This is a genomic window from Bacillus sp. PK3-067 (assembly GCF_056738645.1).
The window spans coordinates 4913265-4929068 of sequence record NZ_CP096490.1 but is presented as its reverse complement, the minus strand read 5'-3'; the positions used below and the strand labels follow the sequence as shown (position 1 = coordinate 4929068).

Below are 15804 nucleotides of genomic sequence, written 5' to 3'. Positions count from 1 at the left end.
GGTTCCTAAAAACGAGGTTATCTAAGGAGGGACACACCAACATGGCGAAGCAACTGCCAGATATCGGCGATTATAAATATGGTTTCAAAGACAAAGACGTTTCGATTTTCCGTGCTGGACGCGGTTTAACAAAAGAGATCGTTGAAGAAATTTCACGTATGAAAGAAGAACCACAGTGGATGTTAGACTTCCGTTTAAAATCACTGGATAAGTTCTACGAAATGCCAATGCCACAATGGGGCGGCGACTTAAACGACTTAGATTTCGATGAAATTACGTACTACGTAAAACCATCTGAGAAATCTGAGAAGTCTTGGGATGAAGTACCTGATGAAATTAAAGCAACATTTGATAAATTAGGTATTCCAGAAGCTGAGCAAAAATATTTAGCTGGTGTATCTGCACAGTACGAATCTGAAGTTGTATACCACAACATGAAAGAAGACCTAGAAGCTCTAGGAATCGTCTTCAAAGATACAGATAGCGCATTAAAAGAGAACGAAGATATTTTCCGTGAGCATTTCGGAAAAGTAATCCCACCAACAGACAACAAATTCTCTGCATTAAACTCTGCAGTTTGGTCTGGTGGATCATTCATCTACGTTCCAAAAGGTGTTAAAGTTGATACACCACTTCAAGCGTATTTCCGTATTAACTCTGAAAATATGGGACAATTCGAGCGTACGCTTATCATCGTAGACGAAGGCGCACACGTACACTACGTAGAAGGTTGTACAGCACCTGTTTACACGACTAACTCACTTCACAGTGCGGTAGTAGAAATCATCATTAAGAAAGATGCATATTGCCGTTATACAACAATCCAAAACTGGGCGAACAACGTATACAACCTAGTTACAAAACGTGCGGTTTGTGAAGAAAACGCAACGATGGAATGGATTGACGGTAACATCGGATCTAAATTAACGATGAAATACCCAGCAGTTATCTTAAAAGGCGAAGGCGCTCGTGGTTTAACATTATCTATCGCGATTGCTGGTAAAGGCCAACACCAAGATGCTGGTGCGAAAATGATTCACTTAGCACCAAACACGTCTTCAACAATCGTTTCTAAATCGATTGCGAAGCATGGTGGTAAAGTAACTTACCGTGGTATCGTACACTTCGGACCAAAAGCGAAAAACTCTCGCTCTAACATCGAGTGTGACACGTTAATCATGGATAACCAATCTACATCTGATACAATTCCTTACAACGAAATCAAAAACGATTACGTTTCACTTGAGCACGAAGCGAAAGTATCGAAAGTATCAGAAGAACAATTATTCTACCTAATGAGCCGCGGTATTTCTGAGCAAGAAGCTACAGAAATGATCGTAATGGGCTTCATCGAGCCATTCACTCGCGAACTTCCAATGGAATACGCAGTTGAAATGAACCGCCTAATCAAGTTTGAGATGGAAGGTTCTATTGGTTAAATAGAAATGCGGAGCCGACTGTTCAGACCCGTTGGCTAAGGTTCTTTCGCACAGAAGATGCTTTTTATCTTCTCGTGCGGAAGGTTCTTAGACATGAGGGTCTAGGAGGCGAAGCTGGACATATTTAAAGTGGAAGCGGCTCGTTCAGAATGTGAGGGGGATGGAGGAGCTTCTGACGTAGAGGCGCTTTTTGCCTCATAGGAAGAAGTGAAGCCACCGAACATTCTAGCCGCTGGAACTGGATAATATATGTATGAAGAAAGCGTCCTGCTGTGCAGGGCGCTTTTTTGTTTTGCGGATTTGTCTTGGCTTGGGAGAGGATACCCGGGTGGGTGTTCAGCTAAATATATCAACGATTTTTCAAATATATCGATCATAAACGGGAATATATCAACGATTATTTCAATATATCAACGTTTCGACAAGGAATATCGATTTGTCGACAAGATAAGACAAAAGAAAATCCTCACATACCCCAAATATTTTATAAGAACAGAGAGCGACTAGGTTTAAGACAAAGATACTGACAAATCCACTTGAACAACCACCCACTGAATTCTCTATTAAACTTTTTGACAAATCCACCCCTTCCTCCACTATCTGGAATTCTTTCCTGCATTAGCAAAAGTTTCTCATATAAAAAGGACAATCTTTTGCTTTTTCTCACAATGCGAGTACAATGTAAAATAGCAAGAAAAGACGAAAAGTATTTACAGGATTATTGTGTGCGCATAGCGTAAATGGCAGTAAGGAACTGAGAGGAGGTTTTTTCTCTGAATACAAATAAAGAAACAATCATCCACCTTTATCATACAAACGATATACATAGTCATTTTGAAAATTGGCCGCAAATTTCTCGGTTTGTTCTAGGGGAGAAAAAGCGAAGACAGGAAGCGGGAGAGACTGTTTTGACGATTGATATCGGCGATCATGTGGATCGTTTTCATAGTATTTCGGAAGCGACAAATGGGCTTGGGAATACGAAGCTTTTAAATGAGGCGTTATATGATTATGTAACGATCGGAAATAATGAAGGAATTACGTTAGCGAAAGAGCATTTAAATCGGCTCTATGATGATGCTGGATTTGAAGTACTTGTCGCAAATTTATTTGAAAAAGAAGGTGTACGTCCATCATGGGCAAAGCCTTATAAATTACATACAACGACAGATGGGATTACGATTGCTTTTATCGGGTTAACTGTTGCGTATCCAGAGTTTTATCAAATGCTCGATTGGCATATTGAAGATCCGCTTATCCATTTAGAGTCTATTTTAGAAGAAGTGAGAGATGAGGCACATATTACAGTTGTCCTTTCTCACCTTGGAAAAAGTATGGATGAGTATATGGCAGAGCATTATGATATAGATGTTATTTTAGGGGCACATACGCATCATTTATTTGAGCGTGGTGTTCTAATGAATAATACTTTACTTTGTTGCTGTGAAAAGTGGGGACGTTACATTGGGCACGTGCAGCTTACTGTGGATAAAGAGACGAAGAAGCTGTTGAAAAAAGACGGTAGAGCGATTAAGACGGAACGGTTAGGTGCTTATAGCGAGCCGTTATCCACAATTGAAATACTGCAGGAAGAAAGTAAGCATATAATGGCAGAGCCTGTCGTTCATTTAAAAGAGTCATTACAGGTTGATTGGTTTCATGAGACGCCGTTTTCTCATATGTTAGCAAGTGCGCTGAAAACATGGTGCGGTGCAGAAATTGGCATGGTGAATGCTGGTGTACTTCTTGAAGGGTTAGAAGAGGGTGTCGTAACGCGCGGAGATATTCACAGAATTTGTCCACATCCAATTAATCCGTGTGCTTTGAAAGTTCCAGGAAAGATATTAAGAGAAGTTATTTTGAAAGCACGTAAGCCGAATATGGAGAATCTTGAGGTGAAAGGATTCGGATTTCGTGGGAAAGTGATGGGGAAAATGATTTACGCGGGTGTAGAAGTAATTCCAGATACGATTCCTGGAAATAAAATTTTACTCGAAGATGTATTAATTAACGGGGAATCGCTGGAATTAGATCGTATATATACAGTAGGAACGATTGATATGTTTACATTTGGCTACTTATACCCAGAGCTATCCACACTTTCTGACAAACAATATTATATGCCAGAACTACTTAGAGATGTGTTAACAGATATGTTAATAACTTATAAATCTTCCGTTAAACTATAGGCTAGTTAACTTGTAACACTCATTTTTCTCTTGTCATACAGATAAGAAAGAGAGGAGTGTGAACTATGGTTAATGTGGAGCCAATTATAATTGATAATTATACGTTTATTGCGGTTAGCGTGAAACTTCCAAAGACAAATTTGCTAGCTGTAATGAGCGATAAAGGATATATTATGTGTGGTGCATTAGATGTAGGTCTTTTAAATGAGAAGTTAGGTGATCGAGGAATTATTGCTGGCCGTGCGGTTGGTGTAAGAACGATTGAACAACTTCTTGAAGCGCCGCTAGAATCGGTAACGACTGGAGCTGAAGCATTAGGCATTCCAGCAGGAACGATTGGAAAAGAAGCATTATTAAAAATGAGATAAGCATATATCGTCCCTCCTTCTTGCATAGAAATGATATAAGAAGGAGGTTTTTTTATGAGTATATTTCGCTCGAAAAACTCGCGGTTTCGAAGGGGACCTATTGCCTTTCGGTATATACTGCTTATGTCGTTTATTCTTTTTATTATATTACTTACGCAAGGGTTGTGGATTGTGAATAATAATATTCAGCCGACCTTAATTAAATATGGGGAAGTAGAGACGCATAAAATGGCGACGGCAATTATGACGAAGGCAGTAAAGGATCGAATTAATGAAGGATTCGATGTAGATTCATTAATGAAAGTACAGAATGATAAAAACGGAAAAGTATCTACAATTAATTTAAATACAAAGCAAGTAAATGAAATCGTAACGTCAACGACCACGTACATAGAAAAATATTTGCAGCAAGTAGAACAAGGGAAGTTGAAGGAGCTAGGTATTTCTGAAAAAAACGGGGCGACTATGGCAGTTCCTTTTGGGCGTGTAACTGATAATGCGCTTCTTGGTAATATAGGACCAGATATTCCGATTCATTTCACGCCAATTGGGCATGTGAATACAGATATTAAACAAAAAATTGAGCCGCATGGGATTAATACTACAGCGATTCAAATTGTTATGGAAATGGAAGTAACATTGCAAGTAATTATTCCATTTCATACGAAAGAGATAACGGTGAAACAAAATGTTCCGATTGCGACGCGTATCGTTCAAGGGGAAGTGCCTACGTATTATGGAAGCGGAAGTGTTGCTGTACCTGATAAAAAGAAAACAGATAGTTAGTTGTAAATAAAGTGAAATCCGGCTCAGCCAGGCTTTTAATGGATAAAAAATAACCGTAGCAATGCAGCTACGGTTATCGTTTTGTATTTGCTCGTTCTTTGCGTTCCCAAAGGCTTAAATGAATGTATGGATCGAAGGCCCATTCTGTATAGCCATTGTCTTTATACATGCCAAAATGTAAGTGGGGCGGAAATTTTCCGGCTGTACCAGGAGGTCCATAACCAGTGCTACCAACAAATCCGATTACTTTCCCTGGCTCAACAATTTGTCCAAGCTGTATTTCTTTTGAGAACCCGCCTAAATGAGCGTAATAATGGTAATTGTTATGAAGGTCGCGAATACCAATGCGCCATCCACCAAGGCGGTTCCAACCTTTCGTTTCAATAATGCCATAGCAAGTCGATCTTACTGGCACGCCATATCCGGCGAAAATATCTGTTCCTTCATGAATCCTTCTGCCGCCAAAACTTCTTCCAGCGCCGAAAGTACTACGGTAGCTATGGTCACTACGGATCGGAAGAGGAAAAGCATTTCCCTCTAAATTAATACGGCCATAATGTTTATAAATTTGGGCATATTCGCTAATTAAATCAACTGTTTTTGCACGCCTATAATATTCCCAGAGCATAATTTTAATACGGTCTTCTGACGTTCCTTGTTTCCTTAAAATAGTCGCTGCGGTATGCAGAAGATCACGGTCGCTATTTGCATTTGCAAATCCATCTTTGTCACCATCTAAACCTATTCCGCCAAATAGAGAAATTGTATGGGGGAGAGTATCGTTACTATTAATAGGTCCAGCCCATATTTCTGGTTTGAAATAAAGGGAAATGATGGCATCTGGTTTTTTCGGAATATCTTTTCTTACGCTCCGTATATTTCTTTCATATTGATCCATTGCAGCTAAGTAATACCATGGAATGCCTGAAGACTGCTCGGTTTCTTTATATAGTGCCATGCGCTTTTCGTATATGCTTTGCTGATTATCTTCACCGTAAGCGATGTTTTGGTGGAGAAGAAAACAAATAGAAAGCAAAAGAGAAATTTTTCGAAGCATGAAATAGACTCCTTTCACAACATCACTCTTTTTAGTGTGGGATATACGGAGTATTTCATTATAGGGAACGATTGGAAAAAATCTTAGAATCTTCATTTGAGCAAATCGCTTTCATACGTTAGAATAGATATGTTACATTGAAAGAAGCGAACACGGTAAACTATTTCATATTGTGCGGAGTTGATAACCATGACAAAACAAACAGAATATAAGCGCAAGCCCGAATGGTTGAAAATTAAGTTAAACACGAATGAAAACTATACAGGCTTAAAGAAAATGATGCGTTCTAAGAATCTTCATACCGTTTGTGAAGAGGCAAAATGTCCGAATATTCATGAATGCTGGGCTGTAAGAAAAACAGCAACATTTATGATTTTAGGTGCGGTTTGTACACGTGCTTGTCGTTTTTGTGCGGTTAAAACAGGCTTACCAACTGAGCTTGATTTACAAGAACCAGAACGCGTAGCAGATTCAGTAGTACAAATGGGCTTAAAGCACGTTGTTATAACAGCGGTTGCACGTGATGATTTAAAGGACGGAGGAGCAGCTGTTTTTGCTGAAACAGTACGCGCAGTACGTCGTAAAAACCCATTCACGTCTATCGAAGTATTACCATCTGATATGGGTGGAGTAGAAGAAAACTTAAAAATGTTAATGGATGCAAAACCAGATATTTTAAACCATAACATTGAAACAGTACGTCGATTATCTGACCGAGTTCGCGCTAGAGCAAAATATGAACGTTCATTAGAGTTTTTACGTCGAGCGAAAGAAATGCAGCCTGATATTCCAACTAAATCGAGCATTATGGTGGGCTTAGGTGAAACGAGAGAAGATTTAATTGAAGCAATGGATGACTTACGTGCAAACAATGTGGATATTTTAACTCTTGGGCAATACCTACAACCATCTAAGAAGCATTTACCAGTTCTTAAATATTACCCACCAGCAGAATTTGCAGAGCTTAAAGAAATTGCACTTAGCAAAGGATTTAGCCACTGTGAAGCTGGCCCACTTGTGCGTTCTTCTTACCATGCGGACGAGCAAGTACGTTCTGCAAAAGAAAAAACAGCAGAAGCTAAATAATGAAAAAAAGAGAGCTAATGATTAGCTCTCTTTTTGTTTGTACTCTAAAACGGTATTTGGACATGTTAATAAAATCTTTTTTAATTCTTCTGTGGATAATTCAATTGTAAATTCAGGAACACCAGGTGTAATTAAAATTTTATCGTACGTATAAATAGCGTTATCCACAATAATTGTTACATCGTGTGAATATCCGAAAGGAGCCACACATCCCGGCGTACAACCAGTTTTGTCTCGCAGTTCATCAGGAGAACAGAGAGATAAGCGTTCTCCTGATAGTTCTTTCATCTCTCCCCGGTTGAGCCTTGTGCCCTCTAACGTAAAAAATACGTAATAATCTCCAGACTTTGATTTTAAAAATAAGCTTTTACTTGGGGTGCCTTGTAAGCCAAGTCTCTCGCGTACGATCCGATCGGTCTCATAATCGAGTACTGGTTCGTGTTCGAATTTTTCATAAGAAACATTTGTTTTATGTAGTAAAGCAAGTACGTCTTCGTACATATGAAATGATACCCCTTTCTATTGTTAGAACAGTCTCTTCTCGTGGCGTCAACTGAATGTTTTGGAAAGGGATATTACTTGGACGATGCTTCCCATAAGCGTTTTATGATACATTGTTCGTCGATTGTAATTTCGTAAATATCAGGATTCGTTAAAGTTCTCCATTCATTAAAGCCAATTGTATGATCAAAATGCTTTAAAATGAGCGTAAGTAAATTGCCATGTGTAACAAGTAGTGTTGTCGTATGGTTTAATTGTAAAACGTCTTGAATAAGCGATAGGGCCCGGTCTGTTGCTTGTTTTGTTGACTCTCCGCCTGAAAAGGCAATATCTATATTTGTAAAAGTAGATTCTAGTTTTTGCATCCAATCATCCATTGGAATGTTGCTCAATATGCGTTCAGTTAATCGTTCATCTTCTTGGATAGATAAGTTAGCTTGGAGCGCATAGGGCCGAATGGAATCGATAGCTCGGACAAATGGGCTTGAAATAATATGATCGATTTGTAGATGATTTTCTAAGAGGAATGTAGCAAGGGTGTTTGCTTGGTCTTTTCCATCGGTCGTTAATTCATCATCACGTTTTTGCCCAATTGCTGAACAATGTCGTATTATAATAATTTTCTTCATAATTCATCCCCATCTTTCAAGTTGACGCTATATACTTCGACAAATGTAGAAATAATTCCTTTTTATTGGAAACAGTATATTGATTTAAATATGTGGAAAAGTAATGTGGATAATGAACATTTGAGGTGCAATCATGAATAAAATGATATGTATTGTATTTAGTCTTTGTTTTTTTATACACTTGTCCACAACTTATGCAGAGTCGAATCAAAAACTAAATTATCCAAGCAATCGAAATAAGTCATTTGTGAGTGAGGATGTTTTTTATAAACAGTTAGATAAGAAGATCTATAAAGAATACAAAAATGCAGCATATAGTGTTCGGAAAAAAATCTTATTTAAAGAAGTGCCTGATGAAGAATTTTCTTTCCTACAAAAAACAGCTGTCGGTTGTCGAGGTAGAGTGGTACTTCAAGATTTTTTTGTTCACTCTGATCGCCAAGTATACTTTTTCACTTCTTTTATTCAAAATGAAGTAGGAGAGTTTCATAAATATATCGTTATAGATGCAGAAACAAAGAGGGAGCTGCAAGAGGGCAAAAGTTATCATCCATATAAAAAATAAACCACCAATTTTGGTGGTTTATTTTTTACTCCGGTACACTCATTAATTTCTCTTTCATTTTGCGAATAAGAACGACAGCGCCAATTGTACACAGAAGTGTAATTCCTTCGGCAACGAAGATGTTGATTGTTTTTGTTTGGTAAAGTGCCGCGAAAAAGTCTACAAATGCGTGGAATAGTATAGCGTATACTAGGAAGATATATTTCTTCTGTTTGACTGCGTATAAAACAAGCATTGTAAAGGCGATTTGAAGCACGAGTGCCATAATTCTTTCTAAGCTACCAAGGAAGTATAAGTAGGCAGGTTGCTGAATTAACATGTCCTGTAAAATGCTAAGCTCGGGTTTTTGTTCAATCAGTCGAGCGAAGCTACCATCGTTAATAGAATTAGCAAAGATTAATGCTTGTAATGCAGAAAAACCGCCAATTAAAATAGATTCAATTCCGCCGTGACCAATTCCATAAGCGAAGCCATCTTTATATTCTAGATATTTTTTTAGTAAGAAGAAGAAGGCAACGAAGCGTCCTAATTCTTCAAAAATACCAGCAGTCAATCCGCCATAAATTGCGAAGACAAACGGATTTTCTAAAAATGGAGCGATTGTTGGATTACCGCGCATAAATAGGTGGAATGGTGTTTCAAGAATTTGGGTGAATCCGATAAAGATAAGAACACCAACGCCGACCACTTTCCAATTCATATTATATTTTTTACGGAAATAAACGAGTACGATAATTGGGACCAGAATCGAGACAATGAGTTGAAAAATGATGCTGGCAATTACAGTATTTGAAACCATACTTTCACCGCTTTCTAATATATGTACATATCTATTATGCATGAAATAGGGGAGAGATGAAACTTTTAGAAAGAAAATGAATTTACTTATTGACTCTAACGTTGCGTCATACTTTATCGTATGTACTAAGGGGGAGATACAAATGACAATGAGAGTAAAAGAAGTAGCTGATTTAGTTGGAATTAGTGTGCGCACACTGCATCATTACGATGAAATTGGGTTGTTAACCCCAGACGAGACGACAGAGTCTGGATATCGTCTGTATTCCAATGAAAATTTAGAGACATTGCAGCAAATTTTGTTTTTTAAAGAGCTTGGCTTCCCTTTGAAGAAAATTAAAGAGATTATCATGAGTCCATCATTTGATCGCGAAGAGGCACTACAGCTTCATAAGAAGATGCTTCTTGAAAAGCGTGCCAGATTAGATAAGGTGATTGCGACGATTGATAAAACAATTCAGCATACAAAAGGAGAGATTGAAATGACGAATAAAGAGAAATTTGAAGGATTCGATTTCAGCCATAACCCATATGAAGAAGAAGCACGTGAAAAATGGGGAGACGCAGCTGTAGATAAAGCGAACGAATATGCAAAAGGTATGTCAAAAGAGAACCAAGAGGAGTTTAATGCTATTTATAGAAATTTAGCAACGCTTAGACACGATGCACCAGATTCTAAAGAGGCGCAGGCAGCTATTAAAGTATGGTACGATTACTTGCAAAACTTCGGTGAATATTCGTTAGATGCTTTTAAAGGACTCGGTCAAATGTACGTCGCTGATGAGCGCTTTACGAAAAATATCGATAAGTTTGGTGAGGGATTAGCGCAGTTTATGTGTGATGCGATGGAGGTTTATGCGGATCGTAATAAAAAATAAAAAGTAAAACAGGTGGAGATTTTCTCCACCTGTTTTACTTTTTAATCATATCATTCAAAGTCTGATCTCCCGTATTGTTCAAATGAGGATTTTTACTCATTTCTCGTTTTAACATATCGAGGCTTTGTGTATATTCTGTATCATTTAATGCGCCAGATTGAAGCCCTTGAATTTGAGAAATCAACTTTTGGTCTGTTGATACATATGCTTTATAATAGCGAGGAACGATGGACAAAGCAGCTCTATATACTTGATCCGCTACGAGTTTTGGATCCGTTGTGTTTGCACGGTATACAACGAACACTTCATCATCAGTAACGAGTGTAGCAGCGTTTGTAACGTCAGGAAGTTTGACTGTCATGCTTGTAATCATTTCAGCGACCTTCTCGCGATTAATGGCCCCTACTTGTTTGTTAGATACTTCATGCTTTTGTTTAGAAGAATAACCGACTCTTGTGAGTCTTGTATTTGTATTTTCCGTATGATACATGTCGTTTTTATTGGAAACAAGAACACGGCTTCCTTCTTCACGTTCCATTTCAGCTTTGTTCGCTGATTGGCAGCCTGCAAATAAGGAAAGAGTGAGAAGGGAAAGTAAAATTTGTTTTTTCACGATGTATCACCTCCTTCTCCATAGCATGTACTAATTTGCAATTTTTTGTATTTGAAATTGTTGGTTGTTATGCTTTGTGATACGATAAAAAGAAGAATGCTTAGAGAGGAAGTTAATGATGGAGCAAAAGCAAGAGATTCATGCTACGGTGAGCATTAATAATGTTCAGTACGAAGTAATTAAAAACTTTCGTGACGGTTTTAGTGAAGAAGCATTTAAAGAGCGCTATGCAGAAATTTTAAATAAATATGATTACATCGTTGGGGACTGGGGATATGAGCAACTTAGATTGCGCGGATTCTTTGATGATAGTAACCAACGTGCGACATATGATACGAAAATTAGTACGTTAACGGAGTATTTATACGAGTACTGTAACTTCGGTTGCGCACATTTTGTATTACGAAAAGTGAAGAAATAAAAAAATCCTCTTACAATTGTAAGAGGATTTTTTGCATATTTTTGCTTACAAACAAATCGAGATATGATCGCCTTCAGAAAGTATTGTATTTGGCTTCATTTGTTGTCCGTTTAATTGAATATCCCCATTTTTAATTTTATCCACAATGCGTGTACGGCTCCAGTCGGAAATATATGTGGATAAGGCTTTATCGATGCGGTGGGAACCGAAAACGATATCTAATACGATCGTGATTTCGGTTATGCCGCTTTCTTGATGTTGCGTAATGGAAATGGTAGTAGTTGTTTCTGGCTGATCCTGCTGCGTCATATCGACTGTTTCAACGTGATCAGTAAATGCTTTATAAATACGAAGTTTTTGATTCCACGTATGGTCTTTCGGACATTTATAAATGGCAAAGCGGTATATGTTTTTTCCGTTGGCGTTATGCCTACGAATATTTGTGTCGGTAAATAGGGTAGTACGTCTGCAATTTTTACAATATTTTTCGATTGTGTTTTGCTCGTTTTCATATAAACTCCAAGAAAGTTGTACTTTCTGCATTTTCCTTCACCTCTTATAGTAGTGGTAAAGGAACGTAATACAGCTATTTGGATGTCTTGTAGTATGAAGGCATGAGAAAAAGACAAAAATAAAAGGAGGTTCCCCAAAGAGGAACCTCCGTAAACATCATACTACAGATGCAATACGTTCCTTTGTAATGGGAATGGGCAGACTACTCCCTTGAAAAAGCACGGTGCTTTTTTGAGAGTAATGCTATCCAATTGCTGGTCCATTACAAAGTAAATGTTGGCATACGTAGATAACGTCCTTTCTATCCAAATAGATTTATTCTTAATTATAACACAAAAGATTGAAAATTCGAAATTCTCGTGATGGAAAAACACCAGCTAAAATAGCTGGTGCATACGATAAATTATATAAGTTCAAATAAAAATGAGCGTAATTCTTCTGCAATTTCTTCAGTCATAGAAAATGCATGCTCTAAGTAGCCTGGTTCGTTTAAATCGTCAGCACCGATGATTGCAAATTTATTGCGTTGCATATCAAGGACAATTGTTTTACCGTAATGACGATCGGAGTATAATAGCGCTAAATCGTGACGCTCATTTTCTCCCATAAAGCTAACGAAACGAGTTTTTGTAGCGACAGTATCGTCGTACAGAAAGAAACGTTCTTCCATACACATGGCTCCTTTATTAAATATCTAAGTTTAAGTGTGGTTTATGATCTAAATGGTGATGTGTTTTAATAAATCGTACTGTTCTTGTTTTGTAACGCATTACGATAGAGTATGTTTCAGCTAAATCTCCGCCAAGGAATTTAACACCGTCTAATAACTCACCAGCAGATACACCAGTTGCTGAGAAGATTGCATCATCCCCAGATACTAAGTCATCTAACATAAGAAGTTGACGAGGATCTTCTAATCCCATTTCACGACAACGAGCTTCTTCTTCTTCGTTCATTGGAACTAAGCGAGCTTGCATTTCACCTTCAAGGCACTTTAATGCTGCTGCAGAAATAACACCTTCTGGAGCTCCGCCAATACCTACGAATAAGTCGATACCCGTTCCAGGTAGTGCTGTTGCGATTGACGCACCAACATCACCGTCACCAAATAATTTTACGCGTGCACCTTTTGCACGAACACGGTCAATAATATCTTGATGACGTTCACGTTCTTGAACGATAACTGTTAAATCACGAATCTTTTTATTGTTAGCTTCTGCTACAATTTCAATTGTTTTTTCAATTGGATCATCTAAGCTAATTTTACCAGCTGCTTTTGGACCAACCGCGATTTTTTCCATGTACATATCAGGAGCATGAAGAAGGTTCCCTTTGTCTGCGATTGCAATAACTGCCATTGCATTTGCAAGACCTTTTGCAACGATGTTTGTACCTTCTAATGGATCAACGGCGATGTCTACTTCTGGACCGTTACCTGTTCCTAGTTCTTCACCAATATACAACATCGGTGCTTCATCAAGTTCTCCTTCACCAATTACAACTGTACCTGCCATGTTTACTGAATCGAACATATCACGCATTGCTGTAGTTGCTGCATCATCTGCTTCATTTTTCTTTCCGCGGCCCATCCACTGTGCGGATGCTAAGGCTGCTGCTTCTGTTACACGGACAATTTCTAGTGCGAGTTCACGTTCCAAGATTCCATTCCTCCAATTTCAAAAATCATACAAATATAACTATAACAAATAACGGAGAAAAGGTGAATTCGAAAAATTGTCGATTTTTTCAGAAGAAAGCGTTACAATTAAAATGTAAATGCTTTAATTTCCAGGTAGGTGACATTCATGTATTTTGTAGACAGAAAGAAAATAGAACAAATGCTAGTATGTTTAGAACGAGCAACAAGTACATTTCAAGAGAAAAAGATATATGAAACCGAGTTTGAATTTTACGCATTAGAGCGCATAGCCCATCTTATTATTGATTGTGTATTAGATGTAGGAAATGCGATGATTGATGGATTTATTATGCGTGATCCAGGAAGCTATGAAGATATTATTGATATTTTAATGGACGAGCGAGTGATAAGTGAAGAAGATGGACAAGGGATGAAAGAAATTATCCTTCTTCGAAAAATGCTTACGCAAGATTATATTCAAATGAATCATGATGAATTATATAAGACGATTCAAAAACATATTGCAGTGGTAGAGAAATACCCAGCAAATATTCGCAGTTATTTAGAAAAGGAATTAGGACCTGTATCTGCATTTGTACCAGAATAATTATGCTTATAAGATCCCCAGAGAATGCCTTTTGGGGATCTTATATTGTATGTAAGAAAGAAAAGGGAGAAGGGTGAAGTATGGGGGAAGCACGTACTACGAAAGACGAGATTGTACAATTGTTGAAAGTAAAGGGAGAGCACACGGTAGCGGAACTAGCTGACGTTTTAGAGATTACAGAAATGGCGATTCGAAGACATTTAAGTAATCTTGAGAAAGACGGACTCATTTATTCTAAGATGGTAAGGCAACATGTCGGAAGACCAACTTATTTGTATGGATTAAGCGAAAAGGGAGAAGATACATTCCCGAAAGAGTATAAGCAATTTGCGATTGATATGCTAGAAGATTTAGCTCGAATGGGCGATGAAAAAATACTTCGTTACGTTTTAAAAGAGAGAACGAAGCGAATGGAAGAACAGTTACAAAAGAGAGTGAGTAATCAAAAGAATTTAGCATATAAAGTGCAAGAGATAGCAGCTATGCAAGAGAAAAATGGTTATATGGTTCAAATAAAGAGAGATGGAGAGAAATCTTTCGTAATTGAAAAACAAAACTGTCCGTTAAAGGAAATTGCCGAGAGATTCCCGCAAGTGTGTGAAGATGAAAAAGACATGTATAAGCGTTTATTTACGAACGCAGAAGTGAAAACGCTAGCAAATATGTGCGAGGGCGATTGTAGTTGTTCTTACCAAATAAAAGAGAAAAAATGAACGTTATGGGGCGCTTTAAGGTAAAGCGTTTTTTTCTTTTGGAAAAGCGGGTAATATAAGAGTGGTATGATAAGGTGAGAACGTTAGCATAGAAGGAGAGACATAATCGATGTATAAAGGTTACTTAATTGACTTAGACGGTACGATGTATCGCGGAGAAGAACAAATTGAAGAAGCAAGCGACTTCGTAAAAGCATTAGGAGAGCGCGGCATTCCATATTTATTCGTTACGAATAACTCAACTCGCAAACCGGAACAGGTAGCAGAAAAGCTTGTTCGTTTCGATATTCCAGCGAAAGCAGAGCAAGTATTCACAACGAGTATGGCGACTGCGAACTTCATTTATGAACGTAAACAAGACGCAACTGTATATATGATTGGTGAAGAAGGCTTACACGATGCACTTGTGGAAAAAGGATTTGAACTTGTGGATGAAAATCCTGATTTCGTTGTTGTGGGTTTAGATCGTGACATCACATATGAAAAATTAGCAAAAGCGTGTCTTGCTGTGCGTAATGGCGCGACGTTTATTTCTACAAATGGGGATATTGCCATCCCAACTGAGCGAGGATTATTACCAGGTAATGGTTCATTAACATCAGTTGTAGCAGTATCAACAGGTGTGGATCCAATCTTTATCGGAAAACCAGAATCAATCATTATGGAACAAGCTTTGAAAGTGCTTGGCATAGAAAAGAATGAAGCATTAATGGTTGGGGATAACTACGATACAGACATTTTAGCAGGAATAAATGCTGGTATGCATACGCTTCTTGTCCACACTGGAGTCACAACTGTGGAGAAGTTAACAGAATACGAAGTACAACCGACGCAAGTTGTGCATAACTTGACGGAGTGGATTGAGAAGATGTAATGAAGAAAGCTGTTCCAAACTTTGGAACAGCTTTTTTTCTGATATTTGCTGGCAGCCCGATTGGTGTGGGCTAACATTCAGTTGTGACTAGTGTTGATTTTTATCGGTAAGTCGATATATTTGAAAAA

19 protein-coding genes are annotated in these 15804 nt (G+C 38.0%); 11 read left to right on the top strand and 8 right to left on the bottom strand.

Annotation, left to right across the window (positions count from 1 at the left end; translation table 11 throughout):
* Positions 1-41: 41 nt before the first annotated feature.
* From sufB to yunB, 4 genes are all read left to right on the top strand, one after another.
* Positions 42-1439 (top strand): Fe-S cluster assembly protein SufB, encoded by a 1398-nt coding sequence (sufB, locus tag M1D73_RS25500; protein ID WP_001118827.1) that lies wholly within the window; start codon positions 42-44, stop codon positions 1437-1439.
* An 851-nt stretch (positions 1440-2290) separates the two neighbouring features.
* Entirely contained in the window at positions 2291-3628 is a 1338-nt protein-coding gene (locus tag M1D73_RS25495; protein WP_229178246.1) for a bifunctional metallophosphatase/5'-nucleotidase, read from the top strand.
* A gap of 65 nt (positions 3629-3693) precedes the next feature.
* Positions 3694-3996: a YunC family protein gene (locus tag M1D73_RS25490; RefSeq protein WP_000248466.1), complete on the top strand. Its 303-nt coding sequence runs from the start codon at positions 3694-3696 to the stop codon at positions 3994-3996.
* A 54-nt stretch (positions 3997-4050) separates the two neighbouring features.
* Complete coding sequence (gene yunB / locus M1D73_RS25485; protein ID WP_000021800.1) at positions 4051-4782, top strand: sporulation protein YunB; 732 nt, start codon at positions 4051-4053, stop codon at positions 4780-4782.
* Between the two features lie 73 nt (positions 4783-4855).
* Here yunB and M1D73_RS25480 read toward each other — a convergent pair whose 3' ends face one another.
* Positions 4856-5839 (bottom strand): M23 family metallopeptidase, encoded by a 984-nt coding sequence (locus M1D73_RS25480; protein WP_000944664.1) that lies wholly within the window; start codon positions 5837-5839, stop codon positions 4856-4858.
* Between the two features lie 189 nt (positions 5840-6028).
* Between M1D73_RS25480 and lipA the strand changes: the two genes are divergently transcribed.
* Entirely contained in the window at positions 6029-6925 is an 897-nt protein-coding gene (gene lipA, locus M1D73_RS25475) for a lipoyl synthase (RefSeq protein ID WP_000166372.1), read from the top strand.
* Positions 6926-6946: 21 nt separating this feature from the next.
* On the opposite strand, the gene M1D73_RS25470 is transcribed toward lipA, so the two are convergent.
* Positions 6947-7426, bottom strand: coding sequence for a YbaK/EbsC family protein (locus M1D73_RS25470; RefSeq protein ID WP_000272746.1), 480 nt, complete (start codon positions 7424-7426; stop codon positions 6947-6949).
* A gap of 74 nt (positions 7427-7500) precedes the next feature.
* Positions 7501-8055, bottom strand: a complete 555-nt coding sequence (locus M1D73_RS25465; protein WP_000720176.1) for a histidine phosphatase family protein — start codon at positions 8053-8055, stop codon at positions 7501-7503.
* 133 nt (positions 8056-8188) lie between these two features.
* Here M1D73_RS25465 and M1D73_RS25460 point away from each other — a divergent pair, with 133 nt between their 5' ends.
* Positions 8189-8620 carry a hypothetical protein gene (locus tag M1D73_RS25460; protein WP_001038431.1) on the top strand — a complete coding sequence of 144 codons (432 nt, stop codon included), beginning with the start codon at positions 8189-8191 and terminating at the stop codon, positions 8618-8620.
* Positions 8621-8645: 25 nt separating this feature from the next.
* On the opposite strand, the gene M1D73_RS25455 is transcribed toward M1D73_RS25460, so the two are convergent.
* Positions 8646-9461, bottom strand: a complete 816-nt coding sequence (locus M1D73_RS25455) for a YhfC family intramembrane metalloprotease (RefSeq protein WP_002204855.1) — start codon at positions 9459-9461, stop codon at positions 8646-8648.
* A 100-nt stretch (positions 9462-9561) separates the two neighbouring features.
* Here M1D73_RS25455 and M1D73_RS25450 point away from each other — a divergent pair, with 100 nt between their 5' ends.
* Positions 9562-10296: a MerR family transcriptional regulator gene (locus M1D73_RS25450; RefSeq protein WP_000178775.1), complete on the top strand. Its 735-nt coding sequence runs from the start codon at positions 9562-9564 to the stop codon at positions 10294-10296.
* A gap of 34 nt (positions 10297-10330) precedes the next feature.
* Here the strand turns inward: M1D73_RS25450 and M1D73_RS25445 are convergent, their stop codons facing one another.
* The gene (locus M1D73_RS25445; RefSeq protein ID WP_000744132.1) at positions 10331-10909 is read right to left on the bottom strand and encodes a YhcN/YlaJ family sporulation lipoprotein; all 579 of its coding nucleotides are present in this window, start codon (positions 10907-10909) and stop codon (positions 10331-10333) included.
* A gap of 118 nt (positions 10910-11027) precedes the next feature.
* Here M1D73_RS25445 and M1D73_RS25440 point away from each other — a divergent pair, with 118 nt between their 5' ends.
* Positions 11028-11330 (top strand): YutD family protein, encoded by a 303-nt coding sequence (locus M1D73_RS25440; RefSeq protein WP_000435943.1) that lies wholly within the window; start codon positions 11028-11030, stop codon positions 11328-11330.
* Between the two features lie 45 nt (positions 11331-11375).
* Here the strand turns inward: M1D73_RS25440 and M1D73_RS25435 are convergent, their stop codons facing one another.
* The 3 genes from M1D73_RS25435 to glpX all read right to left on the bottom strand — a co-directional run bounded on the left by M1D73_RS25435 (position 11376) and on the right by glpX (position 13501).
* Entirely contained in the window at positions 11376-11873 is a 498-nt protein-coding gene (locus M1D73_RS25435; RefSeq protein ID WP_001174567.1) for a hypothetical protein, read from the bottom strand.
* A gap of 373 nt (positions 11874-12246) precedes the next feature.
* Complete coding sequence (locus tag M1D73_RS25430) at positions 12247-12513, bottom strand: DUF3055 domain-containing protein (RefSeq protein ID WP_000392606.1); 267 nt, start codon at positions 12511-12513, stop codon at positions 12247-12249.
* Between the two features lie 16 nt (positions 12514-12529).
* Positions 12530-13501, bottom strand: a complete 972-nt coding sequence (gene glpX, locus M1D73_RS25425) for a class II fructose-bisphosphatase (RefSeq protein WP_000439090.1) — start codon at positions 13499-13501, stop codon at positions 12530-12532.
* Between the two features lie 147 nt (positions 13502-13648).
* On the opposite strand from glpX, the gene M1D73_RS25420 reads away from it, so the two are divergent.
* From M1D73_RS25420 to M1D73_RS25410, 3 genes are all read left to right on the top strand, one after another.
* Positions 13649-14089, top strand: coding sequence for a DUF86 domain-containing protein (locus M1D73_RS25420; protein WP_000274006.1), 441 nt, complete (start codon positions 13649-13651; stop codon positions 14087-14089).
* Between the two features lie 80 nt (positions 14090-14169).
* On the top strand, positions 14170-14802 hold the full coding sequence (locus M1D73_RS25415) for a helix-turn-helix transcriptional regulator (protein WP_000503344.1): 633 nt from the start codon (positions 14170-14172) through the stop codon (positions 14800-14802).
* Positions 14803-14911: 109 nt separating this feature from the next.
* Positions 14912-15676 carry a TIGR01457 family HAD-type hydrolase gene (locus M1D73_RS25410; protein WP_000276467.1) on the top strand — a complete coding sequence of 255 codons (765 nt, stop codon included), beginning with the start codon at positions 14912-14914 and terminating at the stop codon, positions 15674-15676.
* Positions 15677-15804: the final 128 nt, after the last annotated feature.